The sequence below is a fragment of the Pseudonocardia hierapolitana genome (genome assembly GCF_007994075.1).
Taxonomy (GTDB): domain Bacteria; phylum Actinomycetota; class Actinomycetes; order Mycobacteriales; family Pseudonocardiaceae; genus Pseudonocardia; species Pseudonocardia hierapolitana.
Genome location: NZ_VIWU01000001.1, coordinates 6,060,948 through 6,075,042, shown reverse-complemented (window position 1 = coordinate 6,075,042; position 14,095 = coordinate 6,060,948). Strand labels below are relative to the sequence as shown.

13 protein-coding genes and 1 pseudogene are annotated in these 14,095 nt (G+C 73.4%); 5 read left to right on the top strand and 9 right to left on the bottom strand.

The window, feature by feature from the left end; translation table 11 throughout:
- The 5 genes from FHX44_RS29000 to FHX44_RS28980 form a co-directional block, all read right to left on the bottom strand.
- Positions 1 to 1,203 carry an ROK family transcriptional regulator gene (locus tag FHX44_RS29000; protein WP_147258690.1) on the bottom strand — a complete coding sequence of 401 codons (1,203 nt, stop codon included), beginning with the start codon at positions 1,201 to 1,203 and terminating at the stop codon, positions 1 to 3.
- The gene (locus FHX44_RS28995) at positions 1,200 to 2,684 is read right to left on the bottom strand and encodes a sugar ABC transporter permease (protein WP_147258689.1); all 1,485 of its coding nucleotides are present in this window, start codon (positions 2,682 to 2,684) and stop codon (positions 1,200 to 1,202) included. The genes FHX44_RS29000 and FHX44_RS28995 overlap by 4 nt, the downstream gene beginning before the upstream one ends.
- Entirely contained in the window at positions 2,684 to 3,457 is a 774-nt protein-coding gene (locus tag FHX44_RS28990) for an ATP-binding cassette domain-containing protein (RefSeq protein WP_147258688.1), read from the bottom strand. The genes FHX44_RS28995 and FHX44_RS28990 overlap by 1 nt, the downstream gene beginning before the upstream one ends.
- Before the next feature lie 71 nt (positions 3,458 to 3,528).
- Positions 3,529 to 4,656 (bottom strand): sugar ABC transporter substrate-binding protein, encoded by a 1,128-nt coding sequence (locus FHX44_RS28985; protein WP_147258687.1) that lies wholly within the window; start codon positions 4,654 to 4,656, stop codon positions 3,529 to 3,531.
- Between the two features lie 293 nt (positions 4,657 to 4,949).
- Positions 4,950 to 5,768: an EamA family transporter gene (locus FHX44_RS28980; RefSeq protein ID WP_147261551.1), complete on the bottom strand. Its 819-nt coding sequence runs from the start codon at positions 5,766 to 5,768 to the stop codon at positions 4,950 to 4,952.
- 348 nt (positions 5,769 to 6,116) lie between these two features.
- Between FHX44_RS28980 and FHX44_RS28975 the strand changes: the two genes are divergently transcribed.
- Positions 6,117 to 6,302 (top strand): DUF7455 domain-containing protein, encoded by a 186-nt coding sequence (locus tag FHX44_RS28975; RefSeq protein WP_147258686.1) that lies wholly within the window; start codon positions 6,117 to 6,119, stop codon positions 6,300 to 6,302.
- Positions 6,303 to 6,719: 417 nt separating this feature from the next.
- Here the strand turns inward: FHX44_RS28975 and FHX44_RS28970 are convergent, their stop codons facing one another.
- Complete coding sequence (locus tag FHX44_RS28970) at positions 6,720 to 8,432, bottom strand: DEAD/DEAH box helicase (protein ID WP_147258685.1); 1,713 nt, start codon at positions 8,430 to 8,432, stop codon at positions 6,720 to 6,722.
- A gap of 254 nt (positions 8,433 to 8,686) precedes the next feature.
- On the opposite strand from FHX44_RS28970, the gene FHX44_RS28965 reads away from it, so the two are divergent.
- Together FHX44_RS28965 and FHX44_RS28960 are read left to right on the top strand one after the other, a co-directional pair.
- Positions 8,687 to 10,378, top strand: a complete 1,692-nt coding sequence (locus FHX44_RS28965; RefSeq protein WP_212612694.1) for a PHA/PHB synthase family protein — start codon at positions 8,687 to 8,689, stop codon at positions 10,376 to 10,378.
- 61 nt (positions 10,379 to 10,439) lie between these two features.
- Positions 10,440 to 11,111 carry a flavin reductase family protein gene (locus tag FHX44_RS28960; RefSeq protein WP_147258683.1) on the top strand — a complete coding sequence of 224 codons (672 nt, stop codon included), beginning with the start codon at positions 10,440 to 10,442 and terminating at the stop codon, positions 11,109 to 11,111.
- A gap of 1 nt (position 11,112) precedes the next feature.
- Here the strand turns inward: FHX44_RS28960 and FHX44_RS28955 are convergent, their stop codons facing one another.
- Together FHX44_RS28955 and FHX44_RS28950 are read right to left on the bottom strand one after the other, a co-directional pair.
- On the bottom strand, positions 11,113 to 11,793 hold the full coding sequence (locus tag FHX44_RS28955; protein ID WP_212612693.1) for a class I SAM-dependent methyltransferase: 681 nt from the start codon (positions 11,791 to 11,793) through the stop codon (positions 11,113 to 11,115).
- Between the two features lie 12 nt (positions 11,794 to 11,805).
- Positions 11,806 to 12,069: a DUF3039 domain-containing protein gene (locus FHX44_RS28950; RefSeq protein WP_147258682.1), complete on the bottom strand. Its 264-nt coding sequence runs from the start codon at positions 12,067 to 12,069 to the stop codon at positions 11,806 to 11,808.
- A gap of 10 nt (positions 12,070 to 12,079) precedes the next feature.
- Between FHX44_RS28950 and FHX44_RS28945 the strand changes: the two genes are divergently transcribed.
- Together FHX44_RS28945 and FHX44_RS28940 are read left to right on the top strand one after the other, a co-directional pair.
- On the top strand, positions 12,080 to 13,012 hold the full coding sequence (locus FHX44_RS28945) for a pseudouridine-5'-phosphate glycosidase (RefSeq protein ID WP_246171011.1): 933 nt from the start codon (positions 12,080 to 12,082) through the stop codon (positions 13,010 to 13,012).
- A complete protein-coding gene (locus tag FHX44_RS28940; RefSeq protein ID WP_147258681.1) occupies positions 13,009 to 13,890 on the top strand; it encodes a carbohydrate kinase family protein in 882 nt (293 codons plus the stop codon). The genes FHX44_RS28945 and FHX44_RS28940 overlap by 4 nt, the downstream gene beginning before the upstream one ends.
- On the opposite strand, the pseudogene FHX44_RS28935 reads toward FHX44_RS28940, so the two are convergent.
- Positions 13,850 to 14,080: pseudogene (locus FHX44_RS28935) on the bottom strand (HAD hydrolase-like protein); the annotation flags it as partial. The gene FHX44_RS28940 and the pseudogene FHX44_RS28935 overlap by 41 nt on opposite strands.
- Positions 14,081 to 14,095 lie beyond the last annotated feature (15 nt).

The following is a 14,095-nucleotide window of genomic DNA, read 5'->3' as shown; positions in this document are numbered from 1 at the left end:
CTAGACCGCGCCCAGCACCGGCTCGAACGCCAGCTCCGCGGCCCCCACGAGCTTGGCGTCCCGGCCGAGCGGGCTGGTCTCGATGCGGGTGCCGCCGACCGCCCGGCTCACCAGGCTCCGCTCGTGCACCTGCGTCCGGACGTGGTCGACGACCGCGGGCGGGAGCGCGGTGAACAGGTCACCGAGCACCACCAGGTCCGGTGCCGTCACGTTGACGACCGTGACGAGGCCGGTCGCCAGCCACTCCGCGAACTCGTCCAGCGGTCCGGGCAGCGGTGCCGTCGCGAGCGAGCGCAGCTCGGCCACGACCACGCCGCGCGGGGTGTCCTCGGGAAGGCCGAGCGCCCGGCACAGCGCCGCCTCCCCCACCTCGGTCTCCCAGCAGCCGCGGTTGCCGCAGTAGCAGGCCCGCCCGCCGGGGCGGACCACGAGATGGCCGATCTCCCCGACGTACCCGCGGGTGCCCCGCAGCGGCCTGCCCGCGGAGATCACCCCGCCACCGACACCGCGGTCGGCGGAGATGTAGACGAGGTCGTCGACGCCGTGGGCCTCGCCGCGGACGTGCTCGGCGAGGGCGCCCAGCTCGGCGTCGTTGGCCACCTGCACCGGGATGCGCAGCACCGCGGCGAGGCGGGTGCCGAGCGCGACGTCGCGCCAGCCGAGGTTGGGCGCCTCGTGCACGAACCCGTCGTCGCGCCGCACGACGCCGGGCACCGACACCGCCGCCCCGCGCGCGGCCACGGCGAGCTCGTCGGCGAGCAGCTGCGCCGACTCCGCGATGTGCGTGATCACCTCGCCGGGCGCGCGGGTGCGGTGGTGCAGGTTCCAGCTGTGCCTGCCCAGCACCTGCCCGCCGATGCCGACCATGGCCATCGCCACCTGCTCGACGCGCACGTCGATCGCGAGCACGACGGCTGCCTCCGGCTCGGGCAGCACCATCAGGGACGGGCGGCCGGCTCCGTTGCGCTGCGCCGGCACCGCCTCGGTGACGACCCCGGCCTCGGCGAGGCCGTCGACCACCGCCTTGATCGTGCTGCGGTTGAGCCCCAGCTCGGCGGCGAGCGTGGCGCGCGTGCAGGGGCCGGCGACGTGCAGACGCCGGAGCAGGGCGGCTCGGTTGTGCCGACGGGCCTCGTCGGGCCGGGCACCTGCCGTGACCGCAGGCGCCCCGCCGCCACCGTCACCGCCCCACGTGCGACTCACCTGCCGGCGACCGCCGATCGCCGCCTCGACAGCACGTCGACACCCGCGGCGAGCAGGAGGACCAGACCGTTGACGAGGAACACCACCGACGCAGGCTGGCCGAGCAGGCCGAGGCCGTTGTTCACGGTGGCGAGCACCGCCCCGCCGATCACGGCGTTGCTGACGCGTCCGCGCCCGCCGAACAGCGACGTGCCGCCGATCACCGCGGCGCCCACGGCGAACAGCAGCGTGTTGCCGCCACCCGCGGCCGGCGACACCGAACCCACCTTCGAGGAATACACGATCGCTCCGATCGCCGCGCACGCCGCCCCGATGACGAACACGGTGGCCCGCACGCGCGTGACGTCGATGCCGGCCCGGCGCGCGGCCTCCCGGTTGCCTCCCACCGCGTAGACGTGGCGACCGAAGCGGGTGCGGTCGAGCACGTACGTGCCCGCGACGAGCAGCACGAGCACGACCGGCACCACGTACGGCACGCCGGAGATCGGCGTGGTGCCCGGCGCGCGGTCGAGCGTGAGCAGGAACGTCGCCACCGCGGCGAGCACCACGACCGCGCCGACCTTCAGCAGCACGAGGCCCGTCGGCTGAGCCACCAGCCCGAGCTTGCGCCGCGACCGCTGCCGGTTCAGCAGCACGGCCGCGTAGCCGCCCGCGCCGATCACGAACAGCAGCCAGCTGGCGAGCGTCGACAGGTTGCCGTTGGCCACCGCGATGATCACCGGGTCGCGCAGGCCCAGCGTGCCGCCGTCGCCGATCAGCTGCAGGATCACGCCCTGCCACGCGATGAACAGCGCCAGCGTCACCACGAACGAGGGCATGCCGAGCTTCGCGACGGCGAACCCGGTGAGGCAGCCGATCGTCACACCGACGCACACGGCCAGCAGCATCTCCAACCACGGGTTCGGCGGGAAACCGACCAACATCAGCACCAGCGCCACGGCCGAGAGCACGGCCCCGAACCAGATGCGCAGCATCAGCGCGAGCGCGATCGCGACCACGGTGACCACGAGGAACAGCACGAACACGGTCGTGCCCATGCCCCCGAGCAGGTTGCCGCTGCTCACCAGGTGCAGCGCCATCACGGCCGCCGCGAGCCCGGACCCGGTGCCGGCGGCGAGGTCGATCTCACCGGTCAACAGCACGAACACCAGACCCATGGCGATGATCGTCTGGCCTGCGCCCTGCTGCAGGAGGTTGGCCAGGTTCAGCAGGCTCGGGAACGTGCCGCCCGAGTCGAGGACCGTGAACAGCACGAACAGGGCCGCCAGCCCGAGGAGGGCGGGCAGCGCGCCCAGGTCGCCGTTGCGCAGGTTGCGCAGGTAGGCCTGGATGGCTTCACCGGTGGTGCGCGCGGTGGTGTCGATGCCGAAGTCGGCCGCTCGTGCCGAGGCGGGCGCGGCTCGCTCCGCCGCGCTGGTCTCGACCTCGGCGGCGCCCGTCTTCTCCACCGTCGACTCCTCGGTCTGGATCTTCTCGGCCATCAGACGGCCACACTCTCAGGACGCTGCAGGCCCAGGTCACCCGACCGGCCCGCGGTGATCAGCTCGACGACCTGGCCGTGCGTCACGTCCTTCGTCTGCACCTGGGCGACCATCCGGCCCAGGTAGAGCGTGGCGATCCGGTCGGCGACCTCGAAGACGTCGGCCATGTTGTGGCTGATCAGCACGACGCCGAGGCCCTGCTCGGCGAGGCGGCGGACCAGGTCGAGCACCTGCCGGGTCTGCGCGACGCCCAGCGCGGCCGTCGGCTCGTCCAGCAGCACGACCTTGGAGTCCCAGAGCACCGCCTTGGCGATGGCGACGGTCTGGCGCTGCCCGCCGGACAGCGCCGCCACCGGCATCCGCACCGAGGTGACGGTGCGCACCGACAGCGACGCCAGGGTGCGGCGAGCCGCCTGCTCCATGTCGGCCTCGTCGAGCAGCCATGCCTTGCCCCGCTCCCGCCCGAGGAACATGTTCTGGACGATGTCGAGGTTGTCGGCCAGCGCGAGGTCCTGGTAGACGACCTCGATGCCCAGGTGGGACGCGTCCGTCGGCCCGTGGATCGCCACCGGCTCGCCCGCGAAGCGGATCTCGCCGCTGTCGATCGGGTGGATCCCGGCCACACACTTGACCAGCGTCGACTTACCCGCCCCGTTGTCGCCGACGAGTGCGGTGACCTCGCCGGCCCGCACATCGAAGTCGACGTCGTGCAGCACTTGCACGGCGCCGAAGCTCTTGTTGACCCCGCGCAGCTGCAGGATCGGTTCACTCATGGTGCACCTCCGGTGCTCGTGAGTGGATACGCGTGCTGGAGCACGCGTATCCACTCACGAGGGGTCGATGATCAGCTGGCGCTGATCCCCAGCTCCTGGCAAGCCGCGGTGGTCTCGGCGACGCAGATCTCGGAGCCCTTGACCTGGCCGTCGTCGATCACCTTCTTGACGTTGTCCCGGGTGATCAGCTGCGGCTCGAGCAGCACCGACTTGACCTTGCGGTTGCCCTGCGGGTCGTCCACCGAGTCGGTGGCGAGCGCGTCGCCGGCGGCGGTGTCGCCCTTCGCGAGCGCCGCGGCCAGCTTCGCGGCGGCCTCGGCCTCCTGCTTGATCGGCTTGTACACGGTCATGTACTGGTCGCCGCGCAGGATCGCCTGCAGGCCGTCCGGGGTGGCGTCCTGGCCGGTGACCGGGACCTGGCCGTTGAGGCCGTACTTCGTGAGGACGGTGATGACCGCGCCTGCGAGCCCGTCGTTGGCCGCGACGACGCCGTCGACCTTGCCGCCGTTGCCGGTGAGGATCTGCTCGAACAGGGTGCCGCCGATCTGGCTGTCCCAGTCCTCGGTCTTCTGGCTCTGCACGAGCTTGTACTCGCCGGACTGGTACTTCGGCCCGAGCACCCGCTGCTGGCCGTTGTAGAACAGCGTGGCGTTGTTGTCGGTGGGTGCGCCCTCGATCTCGATGATCTGCGGGTTCGGCGTGCCCTTGGCCGCCAGCCCCTGCACGAGGCCCTCGCCCTGCAGCTGGCCGACCTTCTCGTTGTCGAACGACACGTAGTAGTCGCTGGAGCCGCCGAGGTTGAGGCGGTCGTAGTCGATGGTCGGGATGCCCTGCGCCTTGGCCTTCGCCGCGACGGCCGAGCCCGACTCGCTGCTGATCGAGGCGATCACGAGCACCTTCACGCCGCTGGCGAGCATGCTGTCGGCCAGGGTGGAGAACTTCTGCTCGTCGCCGAGGGCGTTCTGGATGTCGGCGTCGAGGCCTTCGGCCCGCATCGCCTCCTCCAGCAGCGGCTTGTCGAAGCCTTCCCACCGGGCGGAGCTCTCGGTCTCGGGGAGGATCACCCCGACCTTGACCCCGCCGGTCGGCGCTTCGCTCTGTGCGGGCGCGGAGGGCGCGGCAACGTTCTGACCGCAGCCGGCGAGTACGAGGGCAAGCCCCAGCCCTGCGGCCGCGAGCGCGGTTCTCCTGATGCGCATGGTCGTCCTTCCACAGCTGCGGGGAATGTTGTGACCGACAACGTATGTCCCCGGTCCGGGTGGCGCCAAGCACACTGAATCGTTACAGGCAGCCGCAGACGGTCACATTTCGGTCTCGTCGAGGGGTATTTGTTGCGGGCACCCCACTTCCGGCCGCCCGCTGTGCATGTGCCTCATGCACTCGCCCGGAACCGGGCTGATCGCGATCGAGATTCACCCGACCGCCCCACCGTCACTCGATCAGGCGGAACCGCATGACGGATCGTGAAAGCCGTGACCACTACCCACCGTGGTCAACCTCCCGTTCGGCCCACCGTCGCCGGGGCGTCCCCGTCCCGGGACCGGAGCGCCACGGCGGTCACGACGGCCCCGATGCCGAGGAACTCCAGGACGGTCGGGAGCTGCGCCAGTCCGACCAGGCCGACGACCGTGGCGGTGGCCGGCAGCAGGGCGAGCAGAACGGCGAACCGCGCCTGCCCGAGGCGGCGCAGCACGACCTGGTCCAGCACGTACGGAACCACGCTCGACAGCACGCCGACACCGACCGCGAGCACGAGCACGAGCGGGTCAGCCAGCGCGGCGAGCGCGCCGGGGCCGCCCGCGAGGAGCAGCGGCGAGAGCACGACGGCCGCAACCGCGAACCCGACGGTCATGTCGTCCAGGCCGTTGCCGCCGGACGCCACGCGCTTGCCGAGCACGATGTACGCGGCCCACATCGTGGCCGCCCCGAGCGCCCACAGCACCCCCGAAGGGCTTCCTGACCAGCGCACATCCGCGATGAGCAGTACGCCGACGGCGGCGAACAGCACCGCGCCGACGTCCCGCGGGCGGCGCGAGGCGACGGCCGCGACGGCCACCGGGCCGCAGAACTCGATCGCCACGGCGGTGCCGAGCGGCAGCCGGGCGATGGCCTCGTAGAACGCGACGTTCATCAGCGCGGTGGCCAGACCGAACGCCGACGCCCGCCAGAACCGGGTGCCGCGCCACGCAGAGCGTGCCGGTCGCCGCCAGGCCAGCAGCACGGCGGCGGCGCCCATCAGGCGCAGCACGGCGACGGCACTGGGTGGCAACCGGTCGAAGAGCGCGACCGCCAGCGCCGCACCCACGTACATCGAGACGGCCCCGATCACGAACAGGATGGGCGCCGGGACCCGGGTCGCCACACCACTACGCACGTGTGCCCAGCGTAGTCAGCTCGTCAGAAGTGTTTACACGGGTCGTGTTGCGGCATCCCGCGCGGGAACGCATCATTCACTCGTAGTCAACTGGATCTGCAGGAGTCACCGCAGCGCCACCGCGATGCCGGCTCGGTCACACGGTCGAGCGTGACGTCCGTCGCGACGCGCCACGGGAACACGTGCAGGGGTGCTGAACGTCTGGGAGAGTGGGCGCACCGCGCGAGCGGTCGTCACAGCTAGCGATCCCGGGTCCGCCCGGGGTCGAGACGGAGGGAGACCGCTATGCAGCCAGGAACCCTGACCCGGCCCGCGTTGACCGCCGCTGACCGCTGTGACCGGTGCGGAGCGGCCGCGAAGGTCCGGGCCGTGATGCCGAAGGGCGGCGAACTGCTGTTCTGCGGTCACCACGCGCGGGCCCACGCCGACAAGCTCCGCGAGCTGGACATCGACGTGCAGTCAGGCAGTTGACCAGGCCGGCTCCGGCCGGCCCGATCTGACGCCACGACGGGGCGGGGACCACGGTCCTCGCCCCGTCGTCGTATCCCCACCCCGGGGGTGAGTCCGACAAACCACCACGGCGAGTCCGACGTTGCCGCCCGCCGAGTCCGGCATCCCGACACGGCGAGTCCGACGAACGGTCACGCCGAGTCGGCCATCCCGTCCGGCGAGTCCGGCATCCCGGCACGCACCGCTCCGACCGACGCCGGTCCGTCGGCTGCTCGGCCGATCACCAGGGATTGATCCATCCGGGTGGAATCGCTCTGTTGCACGGACAGCGTCAGCGTGCGTGTCGTGATGATCCGGCCGAGTGGGCACCGCCGCCGGACTCGCCGTGCCCACATGCCGGACTCGCCGTACCGGAACGCAAGACTCGCGTGATCGGGGTCAGCGCCAGGAGCGGAGGGTGGCGATGCGTTCCTCGAGCTGCTCGATGTTGGCCATGGCTGTGGGCGGGCCGCCGCAGGCCTTGCGCAGCTCGCTGTGGATCACGCCGTGCGGCTTGCTGGTGCGGTGGTGGTACAGGGCCACCAGGGTGTTGAGCTCCTTGCGGAGCTTGTTCAGCTGCTCGCGAACGGTCAGCTGCGGCCGTTCGGCGGGCGGCGGGGGCACCGCGGGCGCATTCTTCTGGGCGCGCGTCATCCACTCCTTCTGCCGCTGGTTGAGCAGCGTGCGCACCTGCTCGGGCTCGAGCAGGCCGGGCAGGCCCAGGTAGTCCTCCTCGTCGGCGGAGAACGACGTGCCCTCGTAGATCAGCTGGTCCAGCTCCGCCTGCGCGCCGAGCGCGGTGAACGACTTCTCGTCCTCCCCCGGCTCGTCCTCCTGCCGTTGGGCCCGGGCGAGCAGCTCGTCGTCCCACTGCTCGTCGGCCCGGTGGGGCTTGCCGAGCACGTGGTCGCGCTGGGCCTCCAACTCGCTCGCGAGCCCCAGCAGCACCGGGACGCTCGGCAGGAACACCGACGCCGTTTCCCCCTGCCTCCTCGACCGCACGAACCGGCCGATGGCCTGGGCGAAGAACAGCGGCGTGGACGCGCTCGTGGCGTACACGCCGACGGCGAGCCGCGGCACGTCGACGCCCTCGGACACCATCCGGACCGCGACCATCCAGCGGTCGTCCGACTCCGAGAACTTCGCGATCCGCGCGGAGGCGCCCGCCTCGTCGGACAGCACGACGACGGGAGCGGTGCCGGTCACGCGCGTGAGGATCTCCGCGTACGCGCGGGCCGTGGTCTGATCCGTGGCGATCACGAGCCCGCCCGCGTCCGGCATCCCGCCGGTGCGGTGGGCGGTGAGCCTGCGGTCGGCGGCCGCGAGCACCGCGGGGATCCACTCGCCGGCCGGGTCGAGCGCGGTGCGCCAGGCCCGGGCGGTCTGCTCCGCGGTCATCGGCTCGCCGAGCCGGGCGCTCATCTCCTCGCCCGCGCTGGTGCGCCAGCTGGAGGTGCCGGAGTAGGCGAGGAACACCACCGGCCGCACGACGCCGTCGGCGAGGGCTTCGGCGTAGCCGTAGGAGTGGTCGGAGCGGCTGCGCAGGCTCCCGTCGGAGTCGGGGAGGTAGTCGACGAACGGGATCGGGTTGTCGTCGCTGCGGAACGGGGTCCCGGTGAGCGTGAGCCGCCGCGTGGCGCCGTCGAAGGCCTCCCGCACGCCGTCGCCCCACGAGCGGGCGTCGCCCGCGTGGTGCACCTCGTCGAGGATCACCAGGGTGCGCCGGTTCTCGGTGCGGGCGCGGTGCAGCAGCGGGTGGGACGCGACCCCGGCGTAGGTGACGGCGATGCCGCGGTAGTCCGACGAGGTGGCCCCGGTGGAGTTGCGGAAGTCGGGGTCCAGTGCGATGCCGACGCCCGCCGCCGCGCCCGCCCACTGGTGCTTGAGGTGCTCGGTGGGCGTGACCACCGTGATGGCGTCGATCACCCGGTCGGCGATCAGCTCGGCGGCCACTCGCAGGGCGAACGTCGTCTTGCCCGCGCCGGGCGTCGCGACCGCGAGGAAGTCCTTGGGCGCTGCGGCGAGGTAGCGGGCGAGTGCGCTGCGCTGCCACGCGCGCAGGGGTCGTGCGGAGGGAGCGATCTGCTGGGCCTGAGGGGTCGGCGCGGACACACATCTCCCTGACGTCTCGACTGCTCGGGAACGGCCCGGTACCAGGACCCGCGGCGTCACCGTTGATGGCGCGGGGGCTGCGGGGGGCGTCGATCAGGTTAACGGTCGTGGCCCACGGGACCGGTGGGACCCGCCGATGGTGCATTCTGTGGGCGGATGCCGGTGTCCCCCGGACCGGGTGAGTGACGACTCGCCCCCGAGGCCCAGCTGGGACGATGCTCCGGCAGCCCCCTGCCGGCAGCGAGGAGCCCGCGATGACCGACCCGCACCCGTCCGCGCCGGCTGCCGCCGAGGCCGCCGCCACCGGACTGGACGCGTTGATCGCAGAGGGGCACCCCGGCCCGCTGGGACTGCTGGCCGGGGGTTCGGCGCTGCGGATGGCCGCCGCGCTCGCGGCCCGGCCCGGCGCTCTCGCCCGCCGCGGCGTGGGGCTCGCCGCCGAGCTGGCCCGGATCGGTGCCGGCCGATCCCGGCTGATGCCGGAGGCGGACGACGACCGCTACGCCGACCCCGCGTGGACGCGCAACCCGCTCCTGCGCCGCCTCGCCCAAGCGCACCTCGCGGTGAGCTGCACCGCCGACGCGCTGGTGTCCGACGCCGGGCTCGGCGCCGCGGACGAGGCGCGGCTGCGCGCCGCGGTCTCCGCGCTCTCGGGCGCGTTGTCCCCGAGCACGTCCCCGCTGAACCCGGCTGTCTGGCGGGCGGCGCTCGACACCGGCGGTGCGAGCGCGGTGCGGGGCGTCCGCATGCTCGTCAGCGACGTGGCCGCCCCACCCCGCATCCCCGCGCCCGCGGCCGCCGGCACGTTCGAGGTGGGCGCCGACGTCGGCGCGACACCGGGCGCGGTGGTGCTGCGCACGCCCGTGTTCGAGCTCATCCAGTACCTGCCCCGGACCGAGCTCGTCCACGAGGTGCCGCTGCTCGTCGTGCCGCCGGTGCTGAACCGCTACTACCTCGCCGACCTGGCTCCCGGCCGCAGCATCGTCGAGCACCTCGTGCAGTCGGGCGTGCAGGTGTTCGCCCTGTCATGGCGCAACCCGGACCCCTCCCACGACCCGGCCCACGCGCAGTGGGACCTCGACACCTACGGCCAGGCCCTGCTCGAGGGGATGGACGCCACCGAGCACGTCGCCCGCACCCATCGCACGTCACTCATGGCGTTCGGCGCGGGCGGCACGATCACCGCGATGCTGCTCGCCCACCTCGCTGCCACCGGCGCCCAGCACCGGGTCGCGGCCGTGACGCTCGCCGGCACCGTGCTCGACGCCCGGTCCGTGCCGCCGGATCCGGCCGGGGCGCGGGCGGCGGTGGCGGAGTCGGAGCGCACCGGTCACCTGGACGGCCGCCCGCTGCTCGCCGAGCTGGCCTGGCGGGCGCCGGACGCCCTGTTGTGGCCGCAGGCCGTGCGCTCCTACCTCTGCGGCGACGAGCCGCCGTCGTCCGAGGTGCTGTTCTGGTTGACCGACACCACCCGGGCACCCGCGGGCCTGCACCGCGACCTCGTCGACGTCGCGCTGCGGGCACCGCTCGCGGTGCCGGGCGCGGCGAGCATGCTCGACACCCCGCTCGACCTGGCCAAGGTCGACCGCGACTGCTACCTGGTGGTCGGCGCGGCCGACCCCGTCACGGCATGGCGCGACGCGTACGCCGCGGCAGGCCTGCTCGGCGGCCCCTGCCGGTTCGTGCTGGCGACGGGCGGCCACGCCGCGTCGCTGGTGAGCCCGCCGGGTGGGGTCGGGGCCGGCTTCCGAGCGGCCGGCGCGGTGCCCGGCGAACCCGCCCGCTGGCTCGCGGAAGCGGTGGACGAGCCCGGGTCCTGGTGGACCGACCACCTCACGTGGCTCACCGCGCGCAGCGGGCCGCTGCAGGACGCCCCACCCGAGCTCGGCGGGCGCGGGATGCACGCGCTCGCACCGGCGCCAGGGGCGTACGTGCTGGGCCGTTGAGCCTCCCGCCGGGACCGATTCCCGCCAGAATCGACCGCGCTCCCTCGCCAGTGTGGAGTGCATGACGACGACAGCGGCTCCACCGGTCGGCCACACCGCGATCGAGCCGGGCATCCTCTACCTCGGCACGCCGGTCGTTCTGATCTCTACGACCAACGCCGACGGGTCGGCGAACCTCGCTCCCATGTCGTCGGCCTTCTGGCTGGGCTGGCGCGGCATCCTCGGTCTGGACGGCACGTCCAGGACGACGGAGAACCTCCTGCGCACCGGCGAATGCGTGCTCAACCTGCCGTCCGCGGACCAGGCCGACGCCGTCGACCGGCTCGCGCTCACCACTGGCGCCGACCCCGTCCCGCAGCGCAAACAGCACCGCGGCTACCGCCACCTCGCCGAGAAGTTCGCTCGGGCCGGCCTCACCCCGGTGCCGTCCGACGTGGTGTCGGCGCCGCGGGCCGCGGAGTGCCCGGTCGCGATGGAGGCCGTCGTCGAGGCCTCGCACGGGATCGGCAGGGGGAACGCGTCGTGCTTCGAGGTGCGCGTCGTCCGCGTCTGGGTGCACGACGACATCCGCACCCCGGGATCGGCGAACCGCATCGACCCGGACCGGTGGCGCCCGCTCATCATGAGCTTCCAGCGGTTCTACGGGCTGGGAGCGCAGCTGCGTCCGTCGCGGCTCGCCGACATCCCGGAGGACGAGTACCGGACCCCCGACATCGAGCGTGCTCGGACGTGAACTACGCCGCGTCGGGCACCCGGGCGACCGCGAGCCGGTAGGACGAGTGCCGCGTGCCGCGCATCGTGGTCAGCTCCTCGAGCTCGACCCCCGCGTCGGCGAAGGCCTTGCGGAACTCGTGCTCGTAGGTGACCCGACCGAAGTGGATCGTGGTGACGTGCTGGGCCAGCGGCTTCGCCCACTCCAGGAGCGCGGATCGGCGGTGGTGGAACGTCTGCGTGCTGAACAGCCGCCCGTTCGGCACGAGCAGCGTCGCCACGTGCGCGATGGCGGCGGCCGGATCGGGGAGCAGCATCAGGCTGGCGCTGAAGTAGACGGCGTCGTAGGGGCCGCCGCGGTGGTCGTAGACCGACCCCAGAACCGGGGAGACGTGGCCGGTGAGGCCGGCCCGCCGGACCGCGGCCTGGCAGCACGCGAGGTAGTCGCGGTCGATGTCGAGGCCGACGACGGTGAGTTCCTTGGCCCGCACGACGTCGGCGCACCGCGCCAGCGCCGCTCCGGTGCCGATGCCGACGTCGAGCATGCGGGCACCGTGCGGTAGCCGCGCCAGCACCTGCCGGTACCAGGTGGCCGTCATCCCGGCGATCACGCGGTCGTAGACCCAGGCGCGGACCGCGCTGCGCAGGGGTACCCGGGCAGCGGACGGCATGTTGCCGGGTACCCCGGCGGGGTGGTCAGTCAACAGCGTGGCCGCTCAGTCTCCGCCACCGTCATTGCCGTCGTCCTTGCGGAAGGTGTCGAAGATCTTCTTGCACTCCGGGCACACGGGCGAGCCGGGCTTCGGTGAGCGGGTGACGGGGAACGTCTCGCCGCAGAGCGCCACCACCATGTTGCCGAGCACCGCGCTCTCCGCGATCTTGGCCTTCTTCACGTAGTGGAACATCTTCGGCGTGTCGTCGCCCGTGGTGTCCGTGCCCTCGGGCCGGGTGTCGACGTCGGGCAGAACCTGCGTGGCCATGTCGTCCATGATGCCCCACGTGCCCGTTCCCGTCTCCCCACGTGATCCGTTGCAGACCTCACCCGAGGTCGCCGATGCCATCGCAGACGGCCGCCCGGTGGTGGCCCTGGAGAGCACGCTGCTCGCCCACGGCCTCCCGGCGCCGCAGAACCGCGCGGCCGCGGAGGACCTCGACACCGCCGTCCGCGCCCACGGCGCCGTCCCCGCCACCGTCGCCGTCCTCGACGGGGTGGCCCGGGTCGGTCTGACCGCGGCCGAGCTGGACCGCGTGTGCGCGGGTGGCCTGGCGAAGCTGTCGGTCCGCGATCTGGGCGCGGCGGTGGGTCTGCGCCGGGACGGGGCCACGACGGTGGCGGCCACGGCCGCGCTCGCGCACGCCGCCGGCGTGCAGGTGTTCGCAACGGGCGGCCTGGGCGGCGTGCACCGCGGCGCCCGGGAGAGCTGGGACGTGTCGGCCGACCTGGCCGCGCTCGCCGCCACACCCGTGCTCGTCGTCTGCTCGGGCGTGAAGTCGATCCTCGACGTGCCGGCCACCCTGGAGGTACTCGAGACCGAGTCCGTGCCGGTCGTCGGCTACCGCACCGATGCCTTCCCCGGCTTCTACCGGCGCGACTCCGGCCATCCGGTGCTGTGGCGCGTGGACACGCCTGCCGAGGCCGCAGCCGTGTGGCAGGCACACCGCGCCCTGGGTGGGACGTCGGGCGCCGTGCTCGCGCAGCCGGTGCCGGCCGACGCCGAGCTCGACGGCGTGCTGCACGACCGGCTGCTCGACGAGGGCCTCGCGCTGATCGCGTCGCGCGGGGTCACCGGCAAGGACGTCACGCCGGTACTGCTCGAGCACTTCCACACCGGCAGCGGCGGCGCGAGCCTGAAGTCGAACCTGGCCCTCGTGCTGGCCAACGCCGAGCTCGCCGCGCAGGTGGCGGCGGCGCTCAGCGCATGACGCCACCTCGGATCGTGGTGGTGGGCGACGTCGCGGTCGACGTCCTCGTCGAACCCCGCTCGCCCGCCGTCCCGGGGGCGGACGTGCCCGCCCGGATCCGCATGCGCGCGGGCGGGGCTGGTGCCAACACCGCCGCGTGGCTCGCCCATCTCGGTGCGGACGTCACGCTCGTCGCGCGGGTCGGTGACGACCCGGCCGGGCGCACCGCCGTCGACGACCTGCGAGCGGCCGGCGTGCGCCTCGCCGCCACGATCGACCGCGACGACCCGACCTGCACGGTGGTCGTGCTGCTCACCGACGGCGACCGCACGATGCTCTCCGACCGCGGCGCCGCCCGCCGGCTCGCGCCCGCCGACCTGCCGTCCTTCGAGGAGGCCGACCATCTCCATCTGTCGGGCTACGTCCTCGTCGACCCGGCGTCCCGGGCGGCGGCCCGGGCGGCCCTCGCGCAGGCCCGGGCCGCCGGGGTGAGCACATCCGTCGACCCGCAGGTCGCGCCCGCACTCGGGCCCGCGTTCCTCGACGACGTGCGCGGCGTCGACCTGCTGCTGCCCAACGCGGCGGAGCTGGCCGCGCTCGGGGGCGTCGACGAGCTGCGCGACGTGGTCGGGGCGGTCGCGGCGACGGACGGGCCGCGGACCGCACGGTGGACCGACCGCCGCGGGACGTGGACCGCGGAGCCACCGCACGCCGACGTGGTGGACCCGACGGGGGCGGGAGACGCCTTCGACGCGGGGGTGCTCGTCGCGTGGCTCGGCGGGTCGGCCCCGGCGGCCGCCCTGGAAGCGGGCTGTGCAGCGGGCGCGGCGGCGGTGGGACGGCTGGGCGCGCGGCCCGTCAGCAGCCCAACGCCGTCGCCAGCTCGTCGACGCTGCTGACCGCCAGGTCGGACGGGGTGTCGGCGGGGCGGTCGGCGGCCCTGTCCGGGCCCTTCTCCCCCGGGCGTTCGAGGAACGCGGTGCGCAGCCCGGCGTTCCTCGCCCCCGTGATGTCCCAGCCGTGGCAGGCGACCATCAGCATCCGCGCCGGTTCGACGCCGAGCAGGCCGGCCGCGGTCCGGTATACGGCGGGATCGGGCTTGTA

Excerpts from the sequence above, each read along its gene's own strand:
- FHX44_RS28980 (WP_147261551.1), bottom strand. The coding sequence starts at position 5,768 with ATGTACGTGGGTGCGGCGCTGGCGGTCGCGCTCTTCGACCGGTTGCCA.
- FHX44_RS28965 (WP_212612694.1), top strand. The coding sequence starts at position 8,687 with ATGACCGACCCGCACCCGTCCGCGCCGGCTGCCGCCGAGGCCGCCGCC.
- FHX44_RS28950 (WP_147258682.1), bottom strand. The coding sequence starts at position 12,069 with ATGGCCACGCAGGTTCTGCCCGACGTCGACACCCGGCCCGAGGGCACG.
- FHX44_RS28945 (WP_246171011.1), top strand. The coding sequence starts at position 12,080 with ATGCCCCACGTGCCCGTTCCCGTCTCCCCACGTGATCCGTTGCAGACC.
- FHX44_RS28995 (WP_147258689.1), bottom strand. The coding sequence starts at position 2,684 with ATGGCCGAGAAGATCCAGACCGAGGAGTCGACGGTGGAGAAGACGGGC.
- FHX44_RS28960 (WP_147258683.1), top strand. The coding sequence starts at position 10,440 with ATGACGACGACAGCGGCTCCACCGGTCGGCCACACCGCGATCGAGCCG.
- FHX44_RS28940 (WP_147258681.1), top strand. The coding sequence starts at position 13,009 with ATGACGCCACCTCGGATCGTGGTGGTGGGCGACGTCGCGGTCGACGTC.
- FHX44_RS28985 (WP_147258687.1), bottom strand. The coding sequence starts at position 4,656 with ATGCGCATCAGGAGAACCGCGCTCGCGGCCGCAGGGCTGGGGCTTGCC.
- FHX44_RS28975 (WP_147258686.1), top strand. The coding sequence starts at position 6,117 with ATGCAGCCAGGAACCCTGACCCGGCCCGCGTTGACCGCCGCTGACCGC.
- FHX44_RS28990 (WP_147258688.1), bottom strand. The coding sequence starts at position 3,457 with ATGAGTGAACCGATCCTGCAGCTGCGCGGGGTCAACAAGAGCTTCGGC.